The sequence below is a fragment of the Maribacter sp. genome (genome assembly GCF_039968975.1).
In the GTDB taxonomy this organism is placed as follows: Bacteria; Bacteroidota; Bacteroidia; order Flavobacteriales; family Flavobacteriaceae; genus Maribacter.
This window is the reverse complement of the sequence record NZ_JBDVOT010000015.1, coordinates 1-26,969: the sequence shown is the minus strand read 5'-3', so window position 1 is coordinate 26,969 and position 26,969 is coordinate 1. Positions and strand designations below refer to the sequence as shown.

Annotated in this window: 24 protein-coding genes and 1 pseudogene; 14 read left to right on the top strand and 11 right to left on the bottom strand. The window is 35.1% G+C overall.

What is annotated here, in order from left to right:
- A pseudogene (locus tag ABJI11_RS00755) lies at positions 1–731 on the top strand (hypothetical protein); the annotation flags it as partial.
- A gap of 469 nt (positions 732–1,200) precedes the next feature.
- Here the strand turns inward: ABJI11_RS00755 and rpsA are convergent.
- A complete protein-coding gene (rpsA, locus tag ABJI11_RS00750) occupies positions 1,201–3,036 on the bottom strand; it encodes a 30S ribosomal protein S1 (RefSeq protein WP_036155742.1) in 1,836 nt (611 codons plus the stop codon).
- A gap of 262 nt (positions 3,037–3,298) precedes the next feature.
- Between rpsA and ABJI11_RS00745 the strand changes: the two genes are divergently transcribed.
- Complete coding sequence (locus ABJI11_RS00745) at positions 3,299–3,679, top strand: LysM peptidoglycan-binding domain-containing protein (RefSeq protein ID WP_348348586.1); 381 nt, start codon at positions 3,299–3,301, stop codon at positions 3,677–3,679.
- Positions 3,680–3,728: 49 nt separating this feature from the next.
- Here ABJI11_RS00745 and cmk read toward each other — a convergent pair whose 3' ends face one another.
- Both cmk and lon read right to left on the bottom strand, forming a co-directional pair.
- The gene (cmk, locus tag ABJI11_RS00740) at positions 3,729–4,424 is read right to left on the bottom strand and encodes a (d)CMP kinase (protein ID WP_348348584.1); all 696 of its coding nucleotides are present in this window, start codon (positions 4,422–4,424) and stop codon (positions 3,729–3,731) included.
- 28 nt (positions 4,425–4,452) lie between these two features.
- A complete protein-coding gene (gene lon, locus ABJI11_RS00735; protein ID WP_348348582.1) occupies positions 4,453–6,903 on the bottom strand; it encodes an endopeptidase La in 2,451 nt (816 codons plus the stop codon).
- 262 nt (positions 6,904–7,165) lie between these two features.
- On the opposite strand from lon, the gene ABJI11_RS00730 reads away from it, so the two are divergent.
- The 4 genes from ABJI11_RS00730 to ABJI11_RS00715 are packed head-to-tail and all read left to right on the top strand — an operon-like array spanning position 7,166 to position 10,108.
- Positions 7,166–7,720, top strand: coding sequence for an RNA polymerase sigma factor (locus ABJI11_RS00730; RefSeq protein WP_276494508.1), 555 nt, complete (start codon positions 7,166–7,168; stop codon positions 7,718–7,720).
- A complete protein-coding gene (locus ABJI11_RS00725) occupies positions 7,720–8,283 on the top strand; it encodes a hypothetical protein (RefSeq protein ID WP_276494509.1) in 564 nt (187 codons plus the stop codon). The genes ABJI11_RS00730 and ABJI11_RS00725 overlap by 1 nt, the downstream gene beginning before the upstream one ends.
- Entirely contained in the window at positions 8,264–9,352 is a 1,089-nt protein-coding gene (locus tag ABJI11_RS00720) for a hypothetical protein (protein ID WP_348348588.1), read from the top strand. The genes ABJI11_RS00725 and ABJI11_RS00720 overlap by 20 nt, the downstream gene beginning before the upstream one ends.
- 30 nt (positions 9,353–9,382) lie before the next feature.
- Entirely contained in the window at positions 9,383–10,108 is a 726-nt protein-coding gene (locus ABJI11_RS00715) for a head GIN domain-containing protein (protein ID WP_348348580.1), read from the top strand.
- 46 nt (positions 10,109–10,154) lie between these two features.
- On the opposite strand, the gene ABJI11_RS00710 is transcribed toward ABJI11_RS00715, so the two are convergent.
- From ABJI11_RS00710 to glgB, 4 genes are all read right to left on the bottom strand, one after another.
- On the bottom strand, positions 10,155–11,495 hold the full coding sequence (locus ABJI11_RS00710; protein WP_348348578.1) for an MFS transporter: 1,341 nt from the start codon (positions 11,493–11,495) through the stop codon (positions 10,155–10,157).
- Between the two features lie 61 nt (positions 11,496–11,556).
- A complete protein-coding gene (locus ABJI11_RS00705) occupies positions 11,557–12,366 on the bottom strand; it encodes a M48 family metallopeptidase (protein ID WP_348348576.1) in 810 nt (269 codons plus the stop codon).
- A gap of 36 nt (positions 12,367–12,402) precedes the next feature.
- Positions 12,403–14,805, bottom strand: a complete 2,403-nt coding sequence (locus ABJI11_RS00700; protein WP_348348574.1) for a glycoside hydrolase family 31 protein — start codon at positions 14,803–14,805, stop codon at positions 12,403–12,405.
- Positions 14,806–14,888: 83 nt separating this feature from the next.
- On the bottom strand, positions 14,889–16,784 hold the full coding sequence (gene glgB, locus ABJI11_RS00695; RefSeq protein ID WP_348348572.1) for a 1,4-alpha-glucan branching protein GlgB: 1,896 nt from the start codon (positions 16,782–16,784) through the stop codon (positions 14,889–14,891).
- A gap of 173 nt (positions 16,785–16,957) precedes the next feature.
- Here glgB and ABJI11_RS00690 point away from each other — a divergent pair, with 173 nt between their 5' ends.
- The 4 genes from ABJI11_RS00690 (at position 16,958) to ABJI11_RS00675 (ending at position 20,072) form a co-directional block, all read left to right on the top strand.
- Positions 16,958–17,509: a collagen-like protein gene (locus tag ABJI11_RS00690; protein ID WP_348348570.1), complete on the top strand. Its 552-nt coding sequence runs from the start codon at positions 16,958–16,960 to the stop codon at positions 17,507–17,509.
- A gap of 161 nt (positions 17,510–17,670) precedes the next feature.
- On the top strand, positions 17,671–18,168 hold the full coding sequence (gene msrB, locus ABJI11_RS00685; protein ID WP_348348568.1) for a peptide-methionine (R)-S-oxide reductase MsrB: 498 nt from the start codon (positions 17,671–17,673) through the stop codon (positions 18,166–18,168).
- Positions 18,169–18,365: 197 nt separating this feature from the next.
- Positions 18,366–19,757: a dihydrolipoyl dehydrogenase gene (gene lpdA / locus ABJI11_RS00680; protein WP_276494523.1), complete on the top strand. Its 1,392-nt coding sequence runs from the start codon at positions 18,366–18,368 to the stop codon at positions 19,755–19,757.
- A 21-nt stretch (positions 19,758–19,778) separates the two neighbouring features.
- The gene (locus ABJI11_RS00675; protein ID WP_348348566.1) at positions 19,779–20,072 is read left to right on the top strand and encodes a DUF3817 domain-containing protein; all 294 of its coding nucleotides are present in this window, start codon (positions 19,779–19,781) and stop codon (positions 20,070–20,072) included.
- A 102-nt stretch (positions 20,073–20,174) separates the two neighbouring features.
- On the opposite strand, the gene aroQ is transcribed toward ABJI11_RS00675, so the two are convergent.
- Positions 20,175–20,591 (bottom strand): type II 3-dehydroquinate dehydratase, encoded by a 417-nt coding sequence (gene aroQ, locus ABJI11_RS00670; RefSeq protein WP_348348564.1) that lies wholly within the window; start codon positions 20,589–20,591, stop codon positions 20,175–20,177.
- Between the two features lie 80 nt (positions 20,592–20,671).
- A complete protein-coding gene (locus ABJI11_RS00665; protein ID WP_348348562.1) occupies positions 20,672–21,190 on the bottom strand; it encodes an outer membrane beta-barrel protein in 519 nt (172 codons plus the stop codon).
- 212 nt (positions 21,191–21,402) lie between these two features.
- Between ABJI11_RS00665 and xerD the strand changes: the two genes are divergently transcribed.
- The gene (gene xerD / locus ABJI11_RS00660; RefSeq protein WP_348348560.1) at positions 21,403–22,305 is read left to right on the top strand and encodes a site-specific tyrosine recombinase XerD; all 903 of its coding nucleotides are present in this window, start codon (positions 21,403–21,405) and stop codon (positions 22,303–22,305) included.
- Here xerD and ABJI11_RS00655 read toward each other — a convergent pair.
- Both ABJI11_RS00655 and ABJI11_RS00650 read right to left on the bottom strand, forming a co-directional pair.
- Positions 22,302–22,595 carry a hypothetical protein gene (locus tag ABJI11_RS00655; protein ID WP_348348558.1) on the bottom strand — a complete coding sequence of 98 codons (294 nt, stop codon included), beginning with the start codon at positions 22,593–22,595 and terminating at the stop codon, positions 22,302–22,304. The genes xerD and ABJI11_RS00655 overlap by 4 nt on opposite strands.
- A gap of 189 nt (positions 22,596–22,784) precedes the next feature.
- Positions 22,785–24,077 (bottom strand): NAD(P)/FAD-dependent oxidoreductase, encoded by a 1,293-nt coding sequence (locus ABJI11_RS00650; protein WP_348348556.1) that lies wholly within the window; start codon positions 24,075–24,077, stop codon positions 22,785–22,787.
- Positions 24,078–24,177: 100 nt separating this feature from the next.
- Between ABJI11_RS00650 and ABJI11_RS00645 the strand changes: the two genes are divergently transcribed.
- The 3 genes from ABJI11_RS00645 to ABJI11_RS00635 all read left to right on the top strand — a co-directional run bounded on the left by ABJI11_RS00645 (position 24,178) and on the right by ABJI11_RS00635 (position 26,878).
- Positions 24,178–25,605 (top strand): amidohydrolase, encoded by a 1,428-nt coding sequence (locus ABJI11_RS00645; RefSeq protein WP_348348554.1) that lies wholly within the window; start codon positions 24,178–24,180, stop codon positions 25,603–25,605.
- Between the two features lie 123 nt (positions 25,606–25,728).
- Positions 25,729–26,223 (top strand): sigma-70 family RNA polymerase sigma factor, encoded by a 495-nt coding sequence (locus ABJI11_RS00640; protein ID WP_276494531.1) that lies wholly within the window; start codon positions 25,729–25,731, stop codon positions 26,221–26,223.
- Positions 26,224–26,227: 4 nt separating this feature from the next.
- Positions 26,228–26,878 carry a hypothetical protein gene (locus ABJI11_RS00635; RefSeq protein WP_348348552.1) on the top strand — a complete coding sequence of 217 codons (651 nt, stop codon included), beginning with the start codon at positions 26,228–26,230 and terminating at the stop codon, positions 26,876–26,878.
- Positions 26,879–26,969: the final 91 nt, after the last annotated feature.

Genomic DNA, 26,969 nt, shown 5'->3' with positions numbered 1-26,969 from the left:
AATTGAGGTTAGGTCTTAGTGCTTCTTTCTTATTTGGAAACATAGAAGAAACAGAGTCATTTATTTACAATACTTCTACTTTTGAGTCTATAGAAAAAACAAATTACAGCGGTGCAAGATTAGGTTTTGGATTTCAATATGATATCAATGATAAATTAACCATAGGTAGCACAGTACAATTACCTACAAGCTTAAATGGCAATCTAAAAAGGTCTGTGGACAAATCTATATCTGGAATAGCAATTTCTGTTGAAGATGAGAGCTCTGATAATGTTTCTGATTTTAAACTACCACTTGAACTAGGTTTTGGTCTAAGCCTTAAGCCTATTAAAGAATTGACTTTTAGCGCAGACTACAAGAAAAACTTTTGGACAGACACCGATCAATCTGAAAATATTGGCAGTTATGAAGACCAAGATATTTATGCCTTCGGGTTAGAATTCATTCAAGACCCTACTAGCTACAAATATGGTCAAAGACTAGCATACAGACTAGGTTACAATTATGACAACGGATACTTGGCAATAGGCGACAACAAAGTAGAAGGCTATAATTTTACAGCGGGTATAGGTATACCAACCAGTAGAGGTACACACTCCATGATTAATCTTTCATACAGCTATGGCTCTAAGGGACTTTTACAAAACGTATTGGTAAAAGAGAACTTTCACTTAGTAACGTTGAACTTGAGCTTAGAAGACATCTGGTTTGTAAAGAAGAAGGTGTATTAATCTAAAAAACATAAGAAATACTTGTTAAAACAATAAATTTCAAAGTGAATTAAACTTCTACTATTAAAATCTCCATTAGTAATTCATTTTTTTTGGAACCCTAATAGGAACTGAAAATTATGGATATTGAAAAAAAGCCTAGATGAATAATCTAGGCTTTTACATTTTAACCCCATAACTATATATAATTGAATACATCACTACTTTAACACAACTGTCAATATAACCTATAATAACTTTATAACTTGGTTACATTTACTCTACTGGCAATGATTTTGCAGCCTCATCCTATAAATCTTTTGCACCAACCATAATCTCTTCACGCTACTATCACCAACAATCTCGAAACTTAAATTGCTTTGCAAGTATATCATCTCTATCAAACTCAAAAATCTTAAAAAACAAAAAGCCCGGATATATATCCGGGCCTTAATCTATCATCCTTTTTCAAGAATGTATACTAATGAAATTACTTCTTCTTAGAATCAGCTTCCATTTTGTCTTTCAACGCTTGTAGTGCATCGTTAGCATCACCTAAAGTAGGCTTAGCTTCATCTGCGCTAGCTGCTTGTCTTTTGACAGCTGCTTTTACATTACGTTGCTCTTCTTCACGGAAAATAGCAGTATGACTAGCTACTACACGTTTGAAGTCTTTATTGAACTCAATAATTTTAAATTCAGCTTCATCGCCTTTACCTAGTTTCTTACCATCTTCTTTCTCTAAATGACGCTGAGGAATGAATGCAGTAATATCTTCGTTAAATTCAATTGTTGCACCTTTATCAACTACATCAGAAATGGTTGCTGTATGAACTGTACCCAAAGCGAATTCAGTTTCATATTTATCCCATGGGTTTTCAGTAGTTTGCTTATGACCTAAGCTTAACTTACGACCATCAACATCTAATTCTAATACTTCAACCTCTAAAGTATCACCTACGTTAGTAAACTCAGATGGATGCTTGATTTTCTTAGTCCAAGAAAGATCAGAGATGTAAATTAAACCGTCAATACCTTCTTCTAGCTCAACAAAAACACCAAAGTTTGTAAAGTTTCTTACAATACCTTTATGCTTAGAACCTACAGGATATTTAGTAGTAATATCAGTCCAAGGATCTGGAGTCAATTGCTTGATACCAAGAGACATTTTACGATCTTCACGATCCAATGTCAATACAACTGCTTCAACCTCATCACCAACTTTTACGAAATCTTGTGCTGAACGCAAGTGCGTAGACCAAGACATTTCAGATACGTGGATAAGACCTTCAACACCTTCAACAACTTCGATGAACGCGCCGTAATCAGCTATAACAACTACTTTACCTTTTACTTTATCACCAATCTTAATTTCATCAGATAAAGCTTCCCAAGGATGCTTCTCTAATTGCTTAAGACCTAATTGAATTCTAGATTTGTTTTCATCAAAATCAAGAATTACAACATTTAATTTCTGGTCAAGTTCAACAACCTCGTTCGGGTGGTTGATTCTGCTCCAAGAAAGGTCAGTAATATGAACTAAACCATCAACACCACCAAGATCAATAAACACACCGTAAGAAGTAATGTTTTTAACAACACCTTCTAATACTTGTCCTTTTTCTAATTGGCTAATGATTTCTTTCTTCTGTTCTTCAATATCAGCTTCAATAAGAGCTTTATGAGAAACAACAACGTTCTTAAATTCGTGATTGATTTTTACAACCTTGAATTCCATTGTTTTGTTAACATACTGATCGTAATCACGAATAGGCTTAACATCAATTTGAGAACCTGGCAAGAAAGCTTCAATACCAAATACGTCAACGATCATACCACCTTTAGTTCTGCATTTAACAAAACCACTAACGATTTCCTCTTTGTCATGAGCCGCATTTACACGGTCCCAAGCCATAATAGTTCTCGCCTTTCTGTGAGACAATACTAATTGACCACTTTTATCCTCACGAATATCGATCAATACCTCTACTTTGTCACCAACTTTTAAACCTGGGTTGTAACGAAATTCGTTCAACGAAATTACACCTTCAGATTTTGCGTTGATATCAATGATAGCTTCTCTATCAGTAATATAAACAACCTTACCTTCTACTACTTCCTCATCGGCAGTATCTACGAAGTTTTCGGCAACTAATTCTTCAAATTCCTTTAATTTAGAATCATCAACACGCTCAATTCCTTGCTCGTATTTTTCCCAGTTAAAGTTTTCTAAGAATTCTTTTGGATCTTGCTGTGGAGTTTCAACAGCTTGTTGTGTTGCTTCGGTAGTAGCTTCTACCTCTGCGTTTGTTTTTTCTTCAGCCATTTGCTGATTAATAATTTGTATTCCATAACCTTATCAAGATTTAAGCAACGACTATGAAAGTTGTTATATTTATTTATCTAATCCCTTTTTCTCTTGACTTCCTTGCAAAAAAGGTGTGCAAAAATAATCATTTTATTTAAATTAGACAACACAACTATTTATTACACGTTCATTTATGGATTATGGCATGATTTTGGAGTTATACATCTTAAATATGCTTATCTTAGAAGTATTATAATAACCATTAAAAAAAAGTAAAATTATGAGTGTTAAGGCAAAATATCAAGGTGTATTGGATCTTGGTGAGCAATTAGGTATAAAAGACGGTGATGTAACTGTTGAAGGTGATGTTCTTAAAATTAAAGGACAAGCAAAAACACCATATGAAAAAGACCTAATGTGGGATAAAATTAAGCAACTAGGTGGTGAAAGCCCTTCTGACATCAAAGCTAATATCTCTGTTGAAGACGATTCTGTATATCACAGACACGTAGTTAAAGGTGGTGAGTCTTTAAGCAAAATAGCGAAACACTACTATGGTGATGCAATGAAATACAAAGAGATTTTTGAAGCAAATACTGGTATCTTGAAGAATCCGGATGTTATTCATCCAGATCAAGTATTGGTTATTCCAAACAAATAGTATCAATACTATATAAATAAAAAGAGGTTAGCAATGCTAACCTCTTTTTTTATGCTTGCTTCCCAATAACCCGAAGCGAATGTTCATAGATTCTTTGAAACTGATCCTCTAGTCCTAAATCACTATTATCAAACTCAATGGCATCTTCTGCCCTTTTTAAAGGTGAAATTGCCCGATTACTATCTATAAAATCTCGTTTTTGAACATTTTCAAGAATATCTTCATAATCAACATCTTCTCCCCTATCCAGCAATTCTTTATATCTTCTTACCGCTCTTTTTTCTGGTGAAGCCGTCATGAAAATTTTAAGTTCTGCATTTGGGAACACTACAGTACCAATATCTCTACCGTCCATCACTATACCTTTATCCATACCCATTGCTTGCTGCATAGCTACTAGCTTCTCTCGTACGGCTTGTATTACAGAAACCTGACTAACATTCTTGGACACCGGCATGGTTCTAATTTCTTTCTCTACATTTTCACCATTCAAATACATTTCGGCAAACCCTACATCTGAATTAAAGATAAAATTCAGCTCAATGTCACCTAGTGAATTCACCAATGCGTCTTCATCAACTTTACCTGCATCTACAAAACCAGATTTCATAGCAAATAAAGTAACCGCACGGTACATTGCACCTGTGTCCACATATACATATTCTAGCTTTTTCGCTAATTGCTTGGCCAAAGTGCTTTTTCCCGTAGAAGAGAATCCGTCTATTGCAATGGTAATTTTTTTCATTGTTTCAAAAATATAAAGAAAAGCTAGATTACAATTCCTTTGCGTTTTTCACATTATCATCCGTAATGGCAATATCAATAACTTCAGACATTTCCTTTACGTAATGAAAAGTTAATCCTTTTAAGTAAGATTCTTTGATTTCCTTAATATCACGCTCATTATCCGCACAAAGAATAATCTCTTTGATTTTTGCTCTTTTAGCTGCAAGAATCTTCTCCTTTATTCCACCAACAGGCAATACTTTACCACGTAACGTAATCTCACCCGTCATTGCCAAACTCTTTTTTATTCGCTTTTGAGTAAACAATGAAACCAAAGAAGTTAGCATGGTAATACCAGCGCTTGGTCCATCTTTTGGCGTTGCACCTTCTGGCACATGTATATGTACATTATACTTTTCAAATACAGATGGATCAATACCAAAACGTTCTGCATTAGATTTTATGTATTCCATGGCAATGGTAGCAGATTCTTTCATGACCTTACCTAGGTTACCGGTGATACTCATAGACCCTTTACCTTTTGAAAGTATAGATTCTATGAACAAAATATCACCACCAACACTGGTCCAAGCTAAACCTGTAACTACACCCGCAACTTCATTATTTTCATATTTGTTACGCTCCATTTTTGGTGCTCCCAATACTTCTATAATATCTTCATTGCTTACTTTAATATCATACGCTTCTTCTGTAGCAATAGATTTAGCGGCATAACGTACCATTTTGGCTATTTGCTTTTCTAAAGAACGCACACCAGATTCACGCGTATACCCTTCAACAATTTTCTCAAGTTGTGGCTTTCCTATTTTTAAGTGACTAGCATCTAAACCATGCTCGGTCAATTGCTTTGGTAATAAATGCTTTTTAGCAATCTCCACTTTTTCTTCAATGGTATATCCGCTCACATTTATAATCTCCATACGATCTCTAAGTGCTGGCTGTATACTTCCTAAATTATTGGCCGTAGCAACGAACATTACTTTAGAAAGGTCATAACCCAACTCTAAGAAATTATCATGAAAGTCACTATTCTGTTCAGGATCTAAAACCTCAAGCATCGCAGAAGAAGGATCTCCCTGATTGCTGTTCGACAACTTATCTATTTCATCTAAAATAAAAACAGGATTAGATGTGCCTGCCTTTTTAAGACTTTGGATAATTCTACCTGGCATTGCACCTATGTAAGTTTTACGATGACCTCTAATCTCAGCTTCATCACGCAATCCACCAAGTGACATACGCACATATTCTCTACCTAATGCCTCTGCAACAGATTTTCCTAATGATGTTTTACCAACTCCTGGAGGTCCGTAAAGACATAAAATTGGAGACTTCATATCGTTTCGCAGTTTTAATACCGCTAAATATTCAATGATTCTCTTCTTAACATCTTCTAGACCATAATGATCACGGTCTAATATTCTCTGTGCTCTTTTTAAATCGAACTTATCTTTTGAATATTCTTTCCAAGGCAATTCCAATAATAGATCCAAATAATTTCGTTGAATAGAATATTCCGCCACTTGCGGATTCATTCTCTTCATCTTAGCTAGTTCTTTATCAAAATGTTCCTTTACCTTTTTACCCCACTTCTTCTTTTTAGATTTGATTTTCATCTCCTCCAATTCCTCATCATATGAAACGCCTCCCAATTCTTCTTGAATGGTTTTCATTTGCTGATGTAAAAAATATTCTCTTTGCTGCTGGTCCAAGTCATTTCTAACCTTAGACTGTATATCATTCTTAAGCTCCAGTTTTTGCATTTCAACATTCATATATTTCAATGTTGCCAATGCTCTTTCTTGTAAGCTACCTATCTCTAATAAATCTTGTTTCGCCTTTACATCTAAATTTAGATTAGAGGACACAAAATTTATTAAGAATGAATTACTTTGAATATTCTTAATGGCAAAAGATGCTTCACTAGGAATATTAGGATTATCTCTAATAATCTTTAATGCCAATTCTTTGATTGACTCGATTATAGCCAAGAATTCCTTATTATTCTTTTCTGGTCTTACTTCTTCGGTCTCTCTTACCGTTGCCGTAAAATATGGTTTTTTGGTAAGTACCTCAGCAATCTCAAATCGTTTTTTACCTTGTATGATTACGGTAGTATTACCATCTGGCATCTGTAGCACACGTAAAATTCTTGCTACCGTACCTAAAGTGTTAATATCTTGTACATCCGGATTTTCCGTTTCCTCATCTTTCTGTGAAACCACACCAATGACCTTAGAGCCATTATTGGCATCTTTTATCAATTGTATACTTTTATCTCTACCTGCTGTAATAGGTATTACCACACCAGGAAAAAGCACGGTATTTCTTAAAGGTAAAATTGGTAAAGTTTCTGGCAGGGTTTCACTATTCATTTGCTCCTCATCTTCTGGAGTCAATAGTGGTATAAGCTCAGAATCTTGATCTATTCCTTGTAAAGACATATTGTCAAAATTTGAAAATTTAGAATCTTCCATACTCATATATCGGTCATTCTGTCATTAAGCGATCAGAACTTTATTTTTATAAATTATAAATAAATACTGTAATAGCCATGAAAACTAAGCGAATACAGCTTTTTACATCTTCATCTGCACATAAGTATTTCAATTCTTATGCCAACTGAATTATTTCATTTTAAAAATTGAATTTTATAAAAAAGAAAGAATTTTTAATAATAATTCTACCAAACTGTAACAAACCGTAAATTGAATCATCTTTCAATAAACCAATCACTTTTTGAGCCAACAAAAGGAACATATTGATGAGCTAGTGCAATTGTGCATAGCCGGTAAACAAAGTGCACAGCTAGAAGTGTATAACAGGTATTACAAGGCCATGTTCAATACTGCACTCAGAATTGTAAAAGATACTGCCCAAGCAGAAGACATTATGCAAGAATCGTTTTTAAGCGCATTTACGAAACTGCATACTTTTAAAGGGGAAGTAACTTTTGGATCCTGGTTGAAACGTATTGTTATCAACAACAGCATACATCAATATAGAAAGCAACAAAAAAAGAATGAAGTTGCTTTAGATGAAGTATTGTACAAGGTCGAAGATAATGACGGAATTGCATCTGACCATGTGTTTACAGAACTAAAGGCTCAAAAAGTGATGGAAACCATGAAAGATTTAAAAGACAATTACAGAATTTCTTTGACCTTACATCTAATTGAAGGATTTGATTATGATGAAATTTGCGAAATCATGAATATTAGTTATGCCAATTGCAGAACTACTGTTTCACGTGCTAAAGAAAGTCTTAGAAAAAAATTAATACTCGCGGTCTAATGAAGAAAGATACTATTGACGAGCTTTTTATTGAGCTACAGGACAAAATGGATTATGCGGAACCCACCAGTGGGCACCAACAACGTTTTTTAGAAAAATTAAACGAATCTAAAGGCGTGGCAACGCTTGAACCAAAGAAAAAGAATCCTTGGATGTTATTCTTATCCGTTGCCGCTTCTATTGCTATTCTATTATCTGTTGGAATATTTCAATTGAACACCGCCAATAGTATTGAAGAAAAAGTTGCCGAAATTTCTCCGGAAGCTTCTAAGACACAATTTTATTTTGCAAACCTAATCGAAGAGCAGATCAACGAACTGAATTCTGAAAAATCACCAGAAACAGAAAGAATTATTAATGATACCATGGCGCAATTGAAAAAACTTCAATTGAACTATACAAAAATGGAACAAGACCTTTTAAACGGTGGTAATAGCAAACTAATATTAAGCGCTATGATCACAAATTTCCAAACTAGAATAGACCTTCTTAACGAAGTAATGATACAGATTGAAAATATTAAATCAATAAAAAAATCGAATGATGAAAACTTTACTATATAAATACACTTGGCTATTAATGCTAGCGTTCACAACCGTGGCTACCGCCAATAATTCTTTTGACGGTAAACATACCAGAGAAAAAACCATTAAAAAAGAATTTAATGTAAATGCCAATGCTTTACTTAAAATAGACAACTCTTACGGCAATTTAAACATCACCTCCTGGAACGAGAACAAAGTTGTTATTGAAGTTCATATTAAGACCAACGGAAACAACGAAGATAAGGTTCAGAAAAAACTTGATGAGATTTCTGTTGATTTTGAAGCTAGTAACGAACGCGTATCTGCAGAAACTATTTTCAATAAAAGTAGTAATGGCTGGGGATGGAGCTGGGGAAATAACAGCAATGTAAATATGCAGATCAATTACACCATAAAAATACCTGTCAAAAACAATGTCAACCTTAGCAACGACTATGGTAATATTATATTGGATAGAATAGATGGTCATGCCAGAATTAGTTGTGACTACGGTAGATTAGAATTAGGTGAGCTTAGAGGTAGAAACAATAAATTAAATTTCGATTATACTTCTAAATCTACCATTGGCTACGTCAATAGTGGAGAGATTAGAGCAGACTACTCAGGTTTTACCATTGAAAAAGCCGGAAACCTAGCTATAAATGCCGATTATACAAATGCCAGTATAGGCACCATGGATAATTTAGAATATACCAGTGATTATGGAAATATGGATGTTTCAGAGTTAAAAAATATAGATGGCAATGGTGATTACATTACAGTAAAATTAGGCACCGTGCATGGTAATGTATCAATTGGAGCCGACTATGGTTCTATTCGTATTGACGAACTAGCTGCAGATGCCGGTAATGTGGAGATAAGGACAGATTACACAGGTATTAAAATTGGTTATAACAGAGAATATCATTTTGATTTCGATATATCCACCAGTTATTCTGGAGTTAGCGGTAAAGACGATTTCACCATCAACATAAGTACTGAAAAATCTTCCGACAAACACTACGAAGGCTTTTACGGATCTAAAGGAAGTGGAAATAGAATGACACTATCAAGTGACTATGGCGGAATAAGCTTTACAAAAAAATAAATATCAATCAATCAATTAAAAATGAATATCATGAAAAAGTTAAGTGTATTACTATGTACGGGGTTAATCTCCCTTTCCTGTTCAGCACAATGGGGAAAAACTATTAAAGGAAATGGAAACAATATTACTATTGAAAGAAATACTGGCGATTATGACGGAGTAGCAGTATCAGGCTGGTTTGATGTTGACTTGGTTTCTGGCAACGAAGGAGAGATTACTTTAAAAGGTGAAGAAAATCTTTTAGAATATATTATCACCGAAGTAAAAGATGGCAAATTGGTCATTAAAACAGAAAAAGGCGTTAATCTAAAATCAAGCAATTGGAAATCTGGAATTCACATCAGCGTACCTGTAGAATCAATTAGCCATGTTGCCATGTCAGGTTCTGGTGATATCGTTGGAAAAACAAAAATTAAAGCCGATAAATTCAGTACTGCAATGTCAGGATCAGGAGATATTACTTTGGATATCGATTCAAATTCCATTTCAGCGTCAATGTCAGGATCTGGCGATATTACTTTAAGCGGAAGAACTACCGACTTTGGAGCTACTATTTCTGGTAGCGGAGACATAGAAGCATATGAGCTTGAAGCTGATAACGTTGAAGCCACAGTATCTGGTTCTGCAGATATTCAAGTTACGGCAAATAAATCCATTAAAGCCCGTGTATCTGGCTCTGGAGATATTTCTTACAGAGGAAATCCTGAGAAAGTAAATACTAAAACTTCAGGTTCGGGAGACATATCTAAGGGGTAAAAGAATAAAATCAAAATAGCGAACAATCAATTCAAAAAAGCCTCTTTTAAAGGGGCTTCTTTGATTCATCTACTCTCAATAATAAAATTATTCCTCCCAAAAAGAATAAGAATAAAAACAAAATAGCATTACGCATATCACTTACCTGATCTATTAAAGCAAAGAGTGCCATACCTATAACTATTCCTATTTTCTCAGCAACGTCATAAAAGCTAAAATACGAGGTAGTATCTTCTGTTTCTGGTAAGAATTTTGAATATGTTGACCTCCCTAAAGACTGAACACCTCCCATTACCAAACCTACAAAACCAGCTGCAATATAAAATTGCGTTGGTGTAACCATAAAATATGCGTAGATACATAGCAACATCCATATGGCATTTATAACTATCAAAGTTTTAATATTACCATATTTATCAGATGCCTTAGAGGTGATTACAGCACCAACAATTGCCACCAATTGTATAACCAACACACTAATAATCAAACCTGTAGTTTTTTCACTTTCCGTTCCCCAAGCAATTTCCTTTTCTCCAAAATATACCGCAACCAACATAATTGTTTGTACCGCCATACTGAAAACAAAAAAGGCATTTAAATAACGTTTTAGTCTTTCATTTTCTTTTAATTGCCCCCAAACTACTTTTAGTTCTTTAAGTCCGTTGAACAACACATCTCTAGTTATTTTATGACCCTTACCTACTCCTTTAGGCAGTACCCAAAATGTATATTGACTAAAAAGCAACCACCATACCCCAACGGTTATAAACGATATTCTCATTGCCTCTACTTTAGCCAAGTTTAAAGTGTCTTCAGTTTCACCAATATTAAACCCAAACCACTCTGGTTTCATAACCATAGCCAAGTTCAGCAATAGTAGAAGAACACTACCAAAATACCCCATTGAAAAACCTTTAGCGCTAATACTATCTTGCTGATCTTCAAAAGCTATATCTGGCAGATATGAATTATAAAAAACTAGACTTCCCCAATATCCTATCAATCCCATAAAATAAAACAAAAGGCTGAGATGAATTTGTTCTAGATCAAACCAATAAAGCCCTATACAACCTACACTACCAGTGTAACAAAAAAACTTCATGAACATTTTTTTATTACCTACGTAATCTGCTATACCAGATAATAAGGGCGATAAAAAAGCTACGACAAGAAAAGTAAAAGCAGTAACTATTGAAATGAGTACGGTCTGTTTCATTTCAAAACCGAAAGCCGAAACCAATTCATCTTTAGATGCAAAAAGCGTAGAGTAATAAATGGGAAAAATAGAGGAGGCTATGGTTAGCGTATACACTGAATTGGCCCAATCATAAAAAGCCCAAGCGTTCAATAATTTTTTACTTCCTTTTGCAACTAGTGTCTTCCCCATATATAAAAATAAAAAGCCGTTCATTTCTGAACGGCTTCAATATACAATAATCCTTAACGTTTTATTGAAATTTCATTACCCCAAATTTTGCAGCTTCCGCTTCAGCATCTGGTGCCCAAGCCGTTAAGTTATTAATTCTTGTATCATTAGAAGGGTGTGTACTCATGAATTCTGGCGGAGCCTCTCCTCCACTGTTTGCCTTCATTCTTTTCCAAAGCTCTGCAGCTTCATAAGGGTCGTAACCGGCAATAGCCATAATCTGCAAGCCTATTCTATCTGCTTCAGTTTCGTGACTTCTACTAAATGGTAACATTCCTAAATATTGTGTACCTACACCGTAAGCTTGATTGAACAAGCCTAAGGTTTGTTGATTTTTAATTGCAACGTTACCGGCCACAGCACCTAACTGCTGTAATGTACCTGCACTCATACGTTGTGCTCCATGATCAGCCAATGCATGGGCTACTTCATGACCCATAACTACCGCTACACCGGTTTCTGTTTGCGTAATTGGTAAGATACCCGTGTAAAATACAATTTTACCTCCTGGCATACACCAAGCGTTTACGGTCTCATCTTTTACTAAATTATACTCCCATTTATAATCCGCTAAATAACCTGGGTGTCCGTTTGCAGTCAACCAACGTTCTGCAGCACTAGAAATACGCTGACCTACTCTTGTTATCATCTGAGCATCTGTTGTACCGGTTACAACATTATTATCGGTTAAAAACTGATCATACTGTGCAAATGCAGATGGAAATACCTGACTGTTAGGGTAAAAGTTAAGTGTTTTTTGACCTGTAAAAGGATTTACCTTACAGGCAGAAACGCCAATAAAGACGAATACTATTAATACTAATTTTCTCATATTATTAAATTTAGTTAATGGTAATAATCTACAAAGTTATTGTTTTGCCGATAAATGCAATAGCGTAAAGTTTTTGTCTATAAGCAAATCGTGATTATCATTGGTCGATATTTTATGTAATAACACTTCTTCATTATCTATCATAACCTTATCAATCTCAAACGGAAGACCATGAAAATTAAGTTTCATTTTTTTATATTCCGTATCAAAAGTGCCATCTTTAAATAACTGAATGGTCAATGAATTATCCTTACCGGTCAATTTATAATTACTTAAAGAATATCGTCCTTTTTTATAATCATAACCATTAGTTGCATCTTCATATACCTCTGATGCTTCAGTGCCTTCCTTATAATACACCTCTAAAATCAATTCTTCTACTACCTTCTCACCAACGTATTGCTGAATAGGATATTTAGGAATTATAGACCCCGCTTTTACAAAGATTGGAAGCATATCTATCTCTGCTGTGACCCACTTCTCTTTACCTCCCTCTACTTGTTCATTAGTCCAAAAGTCATACCAATCTCCTCTTGGAATATACATTCTACGTCCTTGTGCATTAGGTTCTTGTATAGGACAAACTAATATTTTTTCTCCAAATATAAACTCGTCTGTTCTAAAATGAGTTTGGTTATCTTCTTGGTCAAAGAATACCAAAGACTGGATCATTGGTATATTCTCCTTTGTGTATTTATAGAACATAGTGTATAAATACGGAAGCAACTGATATCGCAGATTTATAAATTTTCTAACGATGTCCGTAATCTCGGTACCAAATGACCATGGTTCTTGATCTCCATGATCACCACTTGAGTGTACTCTACAAAAGGGATGAAATATACCTAATTGTATCCATCTGGCAAATAATTCGCCATCTGGCTGCTCAGCAAATCCACCAATATCAGACCCTACAAAAGAATATCCACTTAAACACATGCGCTGTACCTGAACGTTGGCTATCCATAAATGCTCCCAAGTAGCAACATTATCTCCTGTCCAAGTAGAAGAATATCGTTGTGTACCTGCAAATGCAGCTCTTGTAATTACAAATGGTCTTTTAGGGTATACATATTTTTTGACCCCTTCATAAGTAGCCCTAACCATTTGCATACCGTAGACATTATGTGCTTTACGGTGTGTACAAGGGTGACCATCATAATCATGACGTGTATCTAATGGTGCCGTTTTTGTCGGTACTTCCATTACTGCAGGTTCGTTCATATCATTCCAAACGGCATGAACACCTAATTCTGACATAAACTCTTTATATAGCTCAGCCCACCACTCACGTACTGCAGGATTGGTAAAATCTGGAAAATTACATTCTCCCGGCCATACCTTACCATGCATTAATGGACCATCGCCTCTTTTACAGAAATAATCATTCTCTAAGGCTTCGTTATATATCCAATAATTACGATCCACTTTAATACCTGGATCAATCATTACTACAGTTTTAAAACCATCATCTTCCAATTCTTGAATCATTCGCTTTGGATCGGGAAAATGGTTTTTATCCCAAGTAAAACATCTGAATCCGTCCATGTAGTCTATATCCAAATAGATAGCATCACACGGAATTTGAAGTTTTCTAAACTCACTAGCCACCTCTTTTACATTACTCTCTGGATAATAACTCCATTTAGACTGATGAAAACCCAATGCCCACATAGGCGGCAACTCTGGTGTTCCAGTTAAACTAGAATAAGAACTTACCACTTTTGACATATCTGGTCCAAAAATGAAATAATAATTCATTTCACCACCATCTGCCCAAAAGCTGGTTATATTTCTTCGTTCCTGCGAAAAATCGAAACCTGTTCTAAAACTATTATCAAAATAAATACCGTATGCCTTGCCTTTATTTAAACCGACGTAAAATGGTATTGCTTTATATAATGGATCTTGCTCCTTTGCAAATGCAAATTGATCGGTTACCCAATTTTCAACTCTTTTGCCCTTTAAGTTACTATGCATGGCTTTATCACCCATGCCGTAAAAACTTTCTCCTGATTGAGTTATTTTACTCAATTTTACGGTATTACCACCGTACTCATAATTTTCTTCCCAATGAAAACCTAATTCGTCTTCGCAGATGATATTACCTTCTAAATCAGAAATTTGAGTTCTTAAGGTCATCTTATCTACTAAAACACTCAGTCTTGCCGTAGAGATAATATACTCGGTGTCATTCTCTACAACTTCTAACTTACTATATCCCATTGTAGCATCTGGGTCTATGGCATACGAGAAATCTGGTTGAAAATTATAATTTGTAGCATACCTAAAACGAATAATACTACCTCTTAATATTGTTATCTGTAAGACAACACCGTTGTCTGTAGTGAAGTATAATTTATCTGAGTCTTGTGAAAATTCAACGATATGGTTTGGGTATAAATTACCTTTATACTCAAGCTCTGTATTTGTAATCATGAACTTATAAATTAAAAAATATCAAATTATTAAAACCACAGAAACACTTTAAAATTGCCTAAATATTCTGCAATTGCTATAAGTTATTTCAGTATTACAATACCTAAAGGCGGAATTGTAATTTCTATAGACTTTTTAAATCCGTGAGATGGTTTAGTAGATGATTTTACTTTACCGTTCACATTACCGCCACCACCATATTTGGCATCATCACTATTTAAAACCTCTACTAATTTCCCTTTCTTAGGATTTCCTATTCTATAATTTTCTCGCGGTACCGGAGTAAAATTACATGCAATGACCAAATCGTTTTTCTCATCATGACCTTTACGTACATAAGTTAAAACAGAATTTTCGTGATCACTATAATCTATCCACTGAAAGCCTTCTGGACTAAATTGTTTCTCGTACAACGCTGGTGCACTTTTATATAAATGGTTTAAATCCTTTACAAAATCTTGAATTCCTTTATGACCATCATACTGCAGCAAATGCCAGTCTAAACTTTGCTCAAAATTCCATTCTGCCGTTTGCCCAAATTCACCACCCATAAACATTAATTTGGTTCCGGGGTGCGTAAACATATACCCAAACAACAATCTTAGATTCGCAAAACGCTGCCATTCATCACCTGGCATTCTATATACCAACGACTGTTTGCCATAAACTACCTCATCATGTGAAAAAGGCAACATGAAATGCTCGGTAAAAGCATAGGTCATACTAAAGGTTAAATCGTTTTGATGGTGTTTTCTATAAATTGGTTCTTTTTGAAAAAATTGCAGGGTGTCATGCATCCAACCCATCATCCATTTCATTCCAAAACCTAACCCGCCGTGTTGTACTGGCTTAGACACGCCCGTAAATGCGGTAGATTCTTCAGCAATGGTCTGTACACCTTCAAAATTAGAGTATACGGCTTCGTTCAATTCACGAATAAACGACATTGCCTCTAAATTCTCGTTATTACCATACATGTTAGGCTCCCACTCTCCATCTTCCCTAGAATAGTCTAAATACAACATAGACGCCACAGCGTCTACACGAAGACCATCTACATGAAATTGATCCAACCAGAATATAGCATTACTTATCAGAAAAGCTCTAACCTCATTTCTGCCATAATTAAATATCAAACTCTTCCAATCCGTATGGTAGCCTTTTCTTCTATCTGGGTGTTCATATAAATTAGAACCATCAAAAAAGCCAAGCCCGTGAGCATCTTCTGGAAAATGAGAAGGTACCCAATCTAAAATTACACCTATATCGTTTTGATGAAAAGCATCTACCAAAAACTTAAATTCTTCTGGAGAACCAAATCTTGATGTCGGCGCAAAATAACCGGTTAGCTGATATCCCCAAGATGGATCGTAAGGATATTCCATTACCGGCATAAACTCAACATGGGTATACCCCATATCTTTAACATAATTTACAAGGTCTATTGCAAACTCTTTATAGGTCAAAAACTTATTCTCGGCATTCTTTTTCCAAGACCCCAAGTGCACTTCATAAACGGAATAAGGTTTATCTAATCCGTTTTTATCTTGTCTATACCCCATCCACGCATCATCTTTCCAATCATGCTCAGCTGTCCAAATTATGGAAGCTGTGTTTGGCGGGTGCTCGCAATATCTAGCAAAAGGATCTGCTTTTTCTGTCCAGATATCGTTATTATTAGATTGTATTTTATACTTGTATATTTCACCCTTACCTATATTAGGTATAAATCCTTCCCAAATACCACTAGAATCCCATCTAACATTTAATTGGTGCTCTTCTACGTTCCACGAATTAAAATTACCGATAACGGATACTTGCTTTGCAGACGGAGCCCATACAGCAAAGTATGTACCGGTTACACCATCTACTTCTACCAAATGTGAACCCAACTTTTCATATAACCGATAATGCTTACCTCCTTTAAAAAGATCAATGTCAAAATCAGTGAAAAGTGAGTGAACTTGTACGTTAGGCATATAGAGTGTTTATTTTTGTAAAGCTAATCATCTTTTAAAGACGACCGACTTCAATTCTTTTTTGTTGAGAATATAGAGGTTAATATCCGATTTAATTACCTAAATACCAAAATTGGAACGCTTTTTGAAACAACTATTCAAAATTAAAACTCAAACCATAAAATTATAATATTATGAGAAAACTAAAATTATTTATTGGAGCACTAGCCGCGTTGTTTATTATATCATGTGAAGGACCACAAGGACCACAAGGGTTTGATGGTGACCCAGGAATTGCTGGAGAAGACGGCATAAACATCTTAGGTCAAGTAGTGGATATTGAAGGCACCTTTACTTTAGATAATGACTATTCTATATTTTACGAGTTTCCACAAACTATAGAAGTTTTTGAAACTGATGTAGTTTTGGTTTATATGCTTTGGGATGTAACCGAAGATAGTAACGGTGAATCTGTTGATATTTGGAGATTAATGCCGCAAACAAGAATATTAGATCAAGGGCTTTTACAATATAACTTTGACTACACCTTTTTAGATGTTAGTATTTTCTTAGAGTCAGATTTTGACCTAGCTACTTTACAACCAGGCGATACTGACAATCAAGTTTTTAGAATTGCTGTTTTACCGGCAGAATCAACCACCGGCAAATTAGACACTTCTAACATTAATTCCGTAATGGCACATTTAGGTGTTACAGAAGAAGAAGTTCAGAAAGTAACATTATAATAATATCCCTGGGTAATTAACCTATTTAAGCTAAAGCCTTTGAGCACTTCTCAAAGGCTTTTATATAACCATTTATTAAAACTTTAACTCTAAAAAACTCGTAGATATATTACCTTGAAAGGAATAGGTAATTTCACCGACAGAATTAAAAAATTGAAAAGATGAAAATAAATATTGCAATTGCCCTATTGGTACTCTTTGTAAGCTGTAAAGGCAACTCTCAACAAAAAGAGATGGCCTCCTTAACAAAAACGAGTGATAAAAAAGAATTTGCCATACAGAAAACGAATAGCGAATGGAAAAAAGAACTAACAGATTCTGAGTATTACGTACTTCGTGAAGCTGCTACTGAAAACCCTTTTTCTAGCGAGCTTTTAAAGAATAAAGAAAAAGGGACTTATGTCTGTGCCGCATGTTCCACGCCTCTATTTAAAAGTTACACAAAATTTGATTCTGGTACCGGATGGCCAAGTTTTTATGAAGAGATCGAAGGTAACGTTGCCTATGATGTAGATTATAAAATTGGCTATAAAAGAACGGAAGAACATTGTGGTACCTGTGGAGGTCACTTAGGTCATGTTTTTGAAGACGGACCAGACCCAACAGGTTTGCGTCACTGTATAAATGGTGTAGCTTTAAATTTTGTTCCCGCAGAATAATTTTTTACTAAAATATAGTACAAACAAGAGACCTTTTTAGGTCTCTTGTTTGTTTCTATAACATTCATAGTAAACTAACTAGAACTTTTTCAAAATATCACAATTTCATAATAAAGGTCATATTTTAAAATCCTACAATCAATCTCAATTTGGTTTTGTATTTTTGCACTTCAATAAAAACTACAAAAAATCAAAATATGAGCACTTTCGATATTATCGTTTTAGGTAGTGGTCCTGGCGGATATGTTACCGCAATTAGGGCTGCACAATTAGGCTTTAAGACTGCCATTATTGAAAAAGAAAGTTTAGGCGGCGTTTGCTTAAATTGGGGTTGTATACCTACCAAAGCTTTGTTGAAATCTGCACAAGTATTTGAATACTTGAAACATGCAGAAGATTACGGTTTAAAAATTAAAGGTGCCGATAAAGATTTTGATGCGGTTGTTAAAAGGAGTCGCGGTGTTGCTGATGGAATGAGCAAAGGTGTTCAGTTCTTGATGAAAAAAAATAAAATTGAAGTAATCAAAGGTTACGGTACTTTAAAACCAGGAAAAAAAGTTTCTGTTAAGGCTGAAGATGGTTCTACTACTGAATACAGTGCTAACAATATCATTATTGCAACAGGAGCAAGAAGTCGAGAACTACCTAGCTTACCACAAGATGGCAAGAAAATTATTGGGTACAGACAGGCTATGACCTTAGACAAGCAACCAAAGAAAATGATTGTTGTTGGTAGTGGTGCTATCGGTATTGAATTCGCTTACTTCTACAACTCTATGGGAACCGAGGTTACCGTTGTTGAATATTTACCGAATATTGTACCAGTTGAGGATGAAGATGTTTCTAAGCAATTAGAAAGAAGCTTTAAAAAAGCAGGGGTTAAGATTATGACATCTGCTGAAGTTACTTCTGTTGATACTTCTGGTAGTGGTGTAAAAGCTACGGTAAAAACAGCAAAAGGAGAAAAAGTTCTTGAAGCTGATATTGTATTATCTGCTGTTGGTATTAAAACCAATATTGAAAATATAGGTTTAGAAGACGTTGGTATTGCTACCGATAGAGATAAGATTTTGGTAAATGACTACTACCAAACAAACATACCAGGATACTTTGCCATTGGTGACGTTACACCTGGGCCTGCACTTGCACATGTTGCATCTGCCGAAGGTATTTTATGTGTAGAAAAGTTAGCAGAAATGCACGTTGAACCATTAGATTACGGTAACATACCAGGTTGTACATACTGTTCTCCTGAAATTGCCTCTGTTGGTTTAACGGAAAAGCAAGCTAGAGAAAAAGGTATTGAAATTAAAGTTGGTAAATTTCCTTTCTCTGCAAGTGGTAAGGCAAAAGCTGCCGGAGCTTATGAAGGATTCGTTAAAGTTATATATGATGCCAAGTACGGCGAATGGCTAGGTTGCCATATGATCGGTGCAGGTGTTACAGATATGATTGCTGAAGCGGTTCTTGGTCGTAAACTTGAAACTACAGGGCACGAAGTACTAAAAGCTATTCACCCACACCCAACTATGAGCGAAGCTGTTATGGAAGCAACTGCAGCAGCTTATGACGAGGTTATCCACTTATAATTAATCACAATACAGTACAGCATGTTAAAATTATTTCGAGCAACGGCAATTTTAGAAGGAATCTCCTATTTGGCGTTGTTCGGGGTAACCATGCCTTTAAAATATTGGGCAGAAATACCAGGTCCAAATAAATTGGTAGGTTACGCGCACGGCGTACTTTTCATTGCCTTTATTGCACTGACGCTAATCGTTGGGTTTACCCATAAATGGAGCTTTAAAAAAGTATTCATTTTCGGATTAGCATCTCTCCTACCCTTTGCTACATTCTACGTTGAAGAGAAATATTTAAGAGCTGAAGACAACACTTCAGAATAATTTTTCTATTTAACAATTCTGGTAAATAAATGAAAATATAAAGCCACTAACAGTGCCTTTAAAAATTTCAAATACTTAGAAGTCCTTTAGCTCATTTTTGAGTTAAAATAAAAAGCTCTCGATAGCCAAATCATAACTTTTTAAGCCAAATCCAAGTATAACACCACGTGCTGCAGGTGATATGTAAGATATATGCCTAAACTCTTCGCGTTGGTGTGTATTAGAGATATGGACTTCTATAACTGGAATTTCTACCGCCTTTACCGCATCACCTATACCAACAGAAGTATGTGTATACGCCGCCGCATTCAAAACGATACCATCATAGGAAAAGCCGGTTTCTTGAATCTTGGATATCAACTCTCCTTCTATATTAGATTGAAAATATTCCAATTCAACATCTTTAAACTTGAATTGTAATTTTGAAAAATAATCTTCAAAAGTTTCAGAACCGTATACTTCTGGCTCCCTTTTACCTAAAAGATTAAGGTTGGGGCCATTTATTATGATAATCTTCATATATCAAAAATAATGAATGTTACCATACAATGAATTAGAAATACAGAAAGTAAATTAATCTTGCTTGAAAAAGTATTTCTTTAACGACGAGTTCTATATTTTGGCTCAAAATTGTAGACAATTCCTAAAGTCACGGTTGACCATGTTGTTTCCTCAACATCAATACCAGTATACGATAAATTAACCTCTACACTTGAACTCATTAAATAAGCAATTGTTGGTCTGTAATATAAGCCACCTTCATTACCGTCATTAATGCCCATGGCATAACCTACGTTACCACCAAACGAGAAATAATTTGATGTCCAAAAACGAACACCTGCAGATAATGGTAAAAACTGAACAGCTTCTTGCTCCTCTCTAATAATCGTTGTTTGAAATGTTTCGGCAAAACCATGAATATAACCAACAGCAGGTCCTACATCTACCACTTCACCTAGCGGATACATGTATGAGAAATCAGCTCCAAGTACAACACTTACCGCTTCATTATAATCGTCTAAGGGTATACCAGCCTGTATACCGAATTTAAATCCTTCTTGAGCAAAAATTCCGGTTGAAAAACATAAGGCAAATAGTAAAACAAAATACTTATTCATGGGTTGGTTTGATTATTTATCACAAAAATAAAGGTAAGACTAAACTTACAGGCATCTTTGTTGTGAATACGGCAAAAGTAGTTGTACATCATTCAAATAGGTAGGTTATAAAAAGTAGCATTTAAAAAAAATAAGCTTTATAATACCCTTTTATACTTCTATACGCTTTACTTTACAGCCAACTGAACTAATGTATTCTTTATCTTTAAGCCATGAAATGGAAACATGCACTGAAAGATTATACCACTTATTTAAAACTTGAACGTGGTCTATCAAAAAACTCTATTCAGAGCTACACTATGGATATTGAAAAATTGATGTCTTTTCTTGAGACTCATGATATTAATGTTACTCCAATTCTTATTGACAAGAACACTGTACAACAATTTATTTATGAAATTGCCAAAGTGGTCAATCCAAGGTCTCAAGCTCGAATTATATCTGGACTCAAAAGTTTTTTCAATTATTTAATTTTTGAAGATTACCGGAAAGACAATCCGTTAGATTTAATTGAATCTCCTAAAATTGGGCGCAAATTACCAGATACACTTTCAGAAAATGAAATAGATAAATTAATTTGTGCAATTGATCTGAGCTCTGCAGAAGGAGAGCGTAACAGAGCTATGCTAGAAACTTTATATGGCTGCGGATTACGAGTTTCTGAGCTTATTGGATTAAAAATTTCTGATCTGTTTTTTGAGGAAGACTTTATTAAAGTTACCGGTAAAGGTGACAAACAGCGCTTTGTACCTGTAAGTTCTGTAAACAAAAAATACATTGATATTTATAGAAATGAAATCAGAGTCCATTTAAATATTCAAGAAGGTTTTCAAGATATTCTTTTTCTTAACCGTCGTGGAAAGCAACTTACCCGTGCCATGATATTTACTATTGTAAAAAACTTAGCGGTTAAAATTGACTTGAAGAAAAGTATTAGTCCACATACCTTTAGACATTCTTTTGCCACTCACTTACTTGAAAACGGAGCCGACTTAAGATCAATTCAACAAATGTTAGGTCATGAAAGTATTACTACAACAGAAATATACATGCATGTAGACCGTACCCATTTAGCCGAGGTTATGAACACCTATCACCCCAGAAAAAGTCATTAAAATTTCCTTTTACTACCAATAGTATATACCGTAGCCATTGCCAACTTAGTCTCACCACACATACCAAAATTTGACTTGTTTAGCTGAACATTACTCTTCAACTCTATCATGAAATTTTCATTGATATCATAATCAGCACCAGGCACAATATCAAGACGACATGGTGTTTGTGCAACTCCTGCCTTTTCTGTAGCAACCTCTGCTTCTAAATCACTAAACAGATATAATTTTTCATTTAAGTACACTTTAGCCAATATACTAGACCTGAACCTTTCACTTAATATAAACATGTCACAAAAATTTTGAAGCCTTAATTTCAGTGATTCAGACACTCCAAATTACGTTATAAAAGATTTATGGATACCACCAATTGCAAGAACTGGACATGCATAACCAGATATTGATAACCCGGCAAATGACAATGGTAAGTCCGCTATTTGTGACTCCTCTTCTGCATGTACCTTAGAAGTAATTAGTAGTTAATCTTTAAACTGACTGTAGTCTCTCTTAAATGGACGGATGATCAACCGTGCCTCTCGATCAAACCTGATGTAATTATACACCCAATTTATAAATACTACCATTCTATTTCTAAATCCGATCAAGAAAAAAAGGTGTACAAACATCCAAACAAACCAAGCAAAAACACCTTGAAACCTAAATTTCTTTATATCGCAAACCGCTTTATTTCTTCCAATGGTTGCCATACTACCCTTGTCAAAATAGACAAATGGTTTCATAGGTTTGTTCTCTATTAAGTTTACAAGATTTTTACCCAACAATTTACCTTGCTGTATTGCAGGTTGCGCTACCATTGGGTGTCCGCGAGGGTTATCTTCGGTTGCCATACATGCAATATCACCTATAGCAAAAATGTTTGGGTGACCTATAACTTGATTGAATTCGTTTACATTAATTCTATTACCGCCAGCAATTACGCCTTCCGCATCTAAACCTTTAATACCTGAGCCTTTTACTCCTGCAGCCCAAACTACGGTAGCGGCATCAAATTTAAGGTCTGTTTTTGTGGTCACGGTTTTACCATCATAGCCGGTAACACGAACACCTTTCCAAACTTGAACTCCTAATTTTTCTAAGAAATCTTCCGCTTTTTTTGATGCCTGTGCACTAAAACCCGGTAATAAACAATCACCACCTTGCACAATATTTATTTGCGCTCTTCTGGTATCCAAATCAGGATAATCTTTTGGCAAAATACCTTTCTTAATTTCTGCCAAAGCACCAGATAGCTCTACCCCTGTTGGTCCGCCTCCTACAATCACGAAATTCATTAACGCATCTCTTTCATGATAATCATCTGTAAGTAGCGCCTGTTCAAAATTCTCTAATATTAAACTACGAAGATTCAAAGATTGCGGTATAGATTTCATAGACATCGCATTCTTCTCTATTTGCTTATTACCAAAGAAATTAGTTTCTGATCCCGTTGCTACTACTAAATAATCAAAACTTATATCACCAATATTTGTATGTACTTTTTTATTAGCGGTATCGATATGATCTACCTCGGCCAATCGGAAATAGAAATTGTCATAACCTATTAAAACTTTACGCAATGGGTATGCTATAGAATCCGGCTCAAGACCTCCTGTAGATACTTGATATAATAAGGGTTGAAAAGTATGATAATTGTTCCTATCGATAAGAACGACCTGTACTTCTTGCTTACTTAATTTTTTAGCCAGAGAAACTCCGCCAAAACCACCTCCTATAATTACAATTCTAGGATAGCTTGAAAGGGGTATGTTCATAGTATGAATACTTGAACGCTAAATTAAACAAATGGAATTCTACTTTAAAATAATAATGTGTTTTTAGTATCTTTAAGGCCTAACTCAAACAAACACCAAAATGCGTAAATCCCTTATTTTACTGGCGGTACTCGGTACTTCCTTTTATTCTATGAAAGCTCAAAAGAGTGAAAAAGACATTATTAAAAAATTAGAGCAAAAAAGTGATGAATACGGAATAATTGCTCAAAATATTTGGGAATTCGCAGAAATGGGATACCAAGAAGAAAAAAGTTCCGGACTTCTACAACAGACATTACAAGATGCCGGATTCACTATTAAAAAAGGTGTTGCAGGTATACCAACGGCATTTGTTGCCGAATATGGTAGCGGAAGCCCGGTAATTGCAATTATGGGAGAATTTGATGCCTTACCTGGTCTTTCTCAAAAAGCTGTTTCAGAAAAAGAATCTGCAGGTGCTGCGGCAGGACATGCATGCGGACACCATTTATTTGGTACAGCCTCTACAGCTGCTGCCATATCTACTAAAGATTGGCTAGAAGCAAACAAATCTAAAGGTACCATTCGCTTTTACGGTACACCAGCGGAAGAAGGTGGGTCTGGTAAAGTATATATGGTTCGTGAAGGACTTTTTAACGATGTAGATATTGCTTTACATTGGCACCCAGGTGCTCAGAATGCAGCAAGTGCCGGTGCAGCATTGGCAAACAAGTCTGCTAAATTTAGATTTCACGGTGTTTCTGCACATGCCGCAGCATCACCAGACAAAGGTCGTTCTGCCTTAGACGGAGTAGAAGCTATGGACATGATGATAAATATGATGCGTGAGCACATTCCACAAGAAGCTAGAATTCACTACGTAATAACAGATGGAGGAAAAGCACCAAACGTTATTCCTGATTTTGCTGAAGTATATTATTATGCTCGCCACAATAGACGTGATGTTGTTATTGATATTTTTGACCGTATGGTCAAAGCTGCTGAAGGTGCAGCATTAGGCACTGGTACCACTATGGATTATGAAATGATCGGCGGTACACACGAGCTATTGGCTAACTTAACCTTACAAAAGGTAATGCACGAAAATCTATCTGAAGTCGGAGGGATGGAATATACAGCCGAAGAAAAGGCATTTGCGGATAAAATCGCAAAAACTTTAGGTCAAGAAAAAGCGGATTTAGCTACTGCAAAAAATGTTCAACCTTACAAGACCGAAGCCAAAGCATTTGGATCAACAGATGTTGGCGACGTTAGTTTTACCGTACCTACAGTTGGTTTCAGTACTGCTACATGGGTACCTGGCACACCAGCACATAGCTGGCAAGCTGTTGCTGCAGGTGGCACATCAATTGGTAATAAAGGTATGATGATAGCTGCAAAGACATTGACGATGACAGCTATTGATTTATTAAAGGATAAAAAACTAGTTGCAGCGGCCAGAGCTGAATTCTTAGAAAAAAGAGGAGCTGATTTTAAATATATTCCGTTATTGGGAGATAGAGCTCCTGCATTAGATTATAGAAAATAGTATTCAAATTAAATTTCGTTGAAAAGTGCCAAAGATAACTTTGGCACTTTTTTATTTTTTTAAAAATTCTTGTAACAATTAAAACCTTTGTTAGACTAACGTTTTAAGAACAACCAACCAACAGTGAATAAAGACCTTGAACACAAATTTGTGACCGAGCTACAGGACAATCAAAATATTGTCCATAAAGTCTGTACCCTATACACAAATGACCGCGACTCTCACAATGATTTGTTTCAAGAAATTACTATTCAGCTATGGAAAGCTTATCCTAAATTTAGGGGTGATGCAAAGTTTAGTACTTGGATGTATCGTGTGGCCTTAAATACCGCCATTACCTTATACCGAAAAAATAAAAGAAGAATTGATACCGCTGATTATGAGTCTATAATTTTTAAGATCAAGGCAGATGAGTATGACGAGACCGAAGAATTGCAATTAAAGCTAATGTATAAAGCCGTTAAGCAATTGAACGATGTTGACAAAGCATTGGTCTTTTTATATCTGGAGGATAAAAATTATACTGAAATTTCAGAAACTTTGGGTATTACCGAAGTAAATGCACGAGTGAAGATGAATCGTATCAAAACAAAATTAAGAACCATTTTGAATCCATAAGCGTATGACGGACGAACTGGAATTGCTAAAAAAAGACTGGCAGAAAAAGGAATTTAACGTTCCTAAATTAAGCTATGATGAAATACATAAAATGATATGGAAGAAATCTTCCTCTATCGTTAAATGGATATTGATAATAAGCATCTTAGAATTTACTGTACCTCAGCTATTGTATCTTTTACCATCTTTTCGTGAGGGTATGGAAATCTACGAGAATATTGGTATTGCTAAATACCTTAAAGTATTATCCGGATTTACCTATTTGGTAGCATTTTACTTTATATACCAATTTTATAAAAGGTTTAAGGAAATCTCCGTTTTAGATAATTCTAAGAACTTGATGAAGAAAATAATAAAGACTAGAAAGACTGTTAAGCACTACGTCATCTTTTCTTTATCGATGATTATGGTCATAATAATTATAATGATTATCGGGGTTTATCTTAATGATAATATCGCTTCAGCATTCCCTGAATTAAAAGACAGTCTAGAAAACATATCCGCAGAAAAACTAAAGGTTACAGTTATGCTTACCATAGGTATCTTCGGTATAATTTTAACCTTAGCCATGGCCGGAATTTATTTTCTTCTATATGGTCTATTACTTAGAAAATTAAAGAATAACTATAGCGAACTAAAACATCTGGCGGTTTAAGACTGCCTCCATTTACGCTGTTTATTTTCTTCTTCAACAGCCAATAGGTCTTTTTTAGAAATAACCTTTAAAAATGAAGGATGTTGCTCTA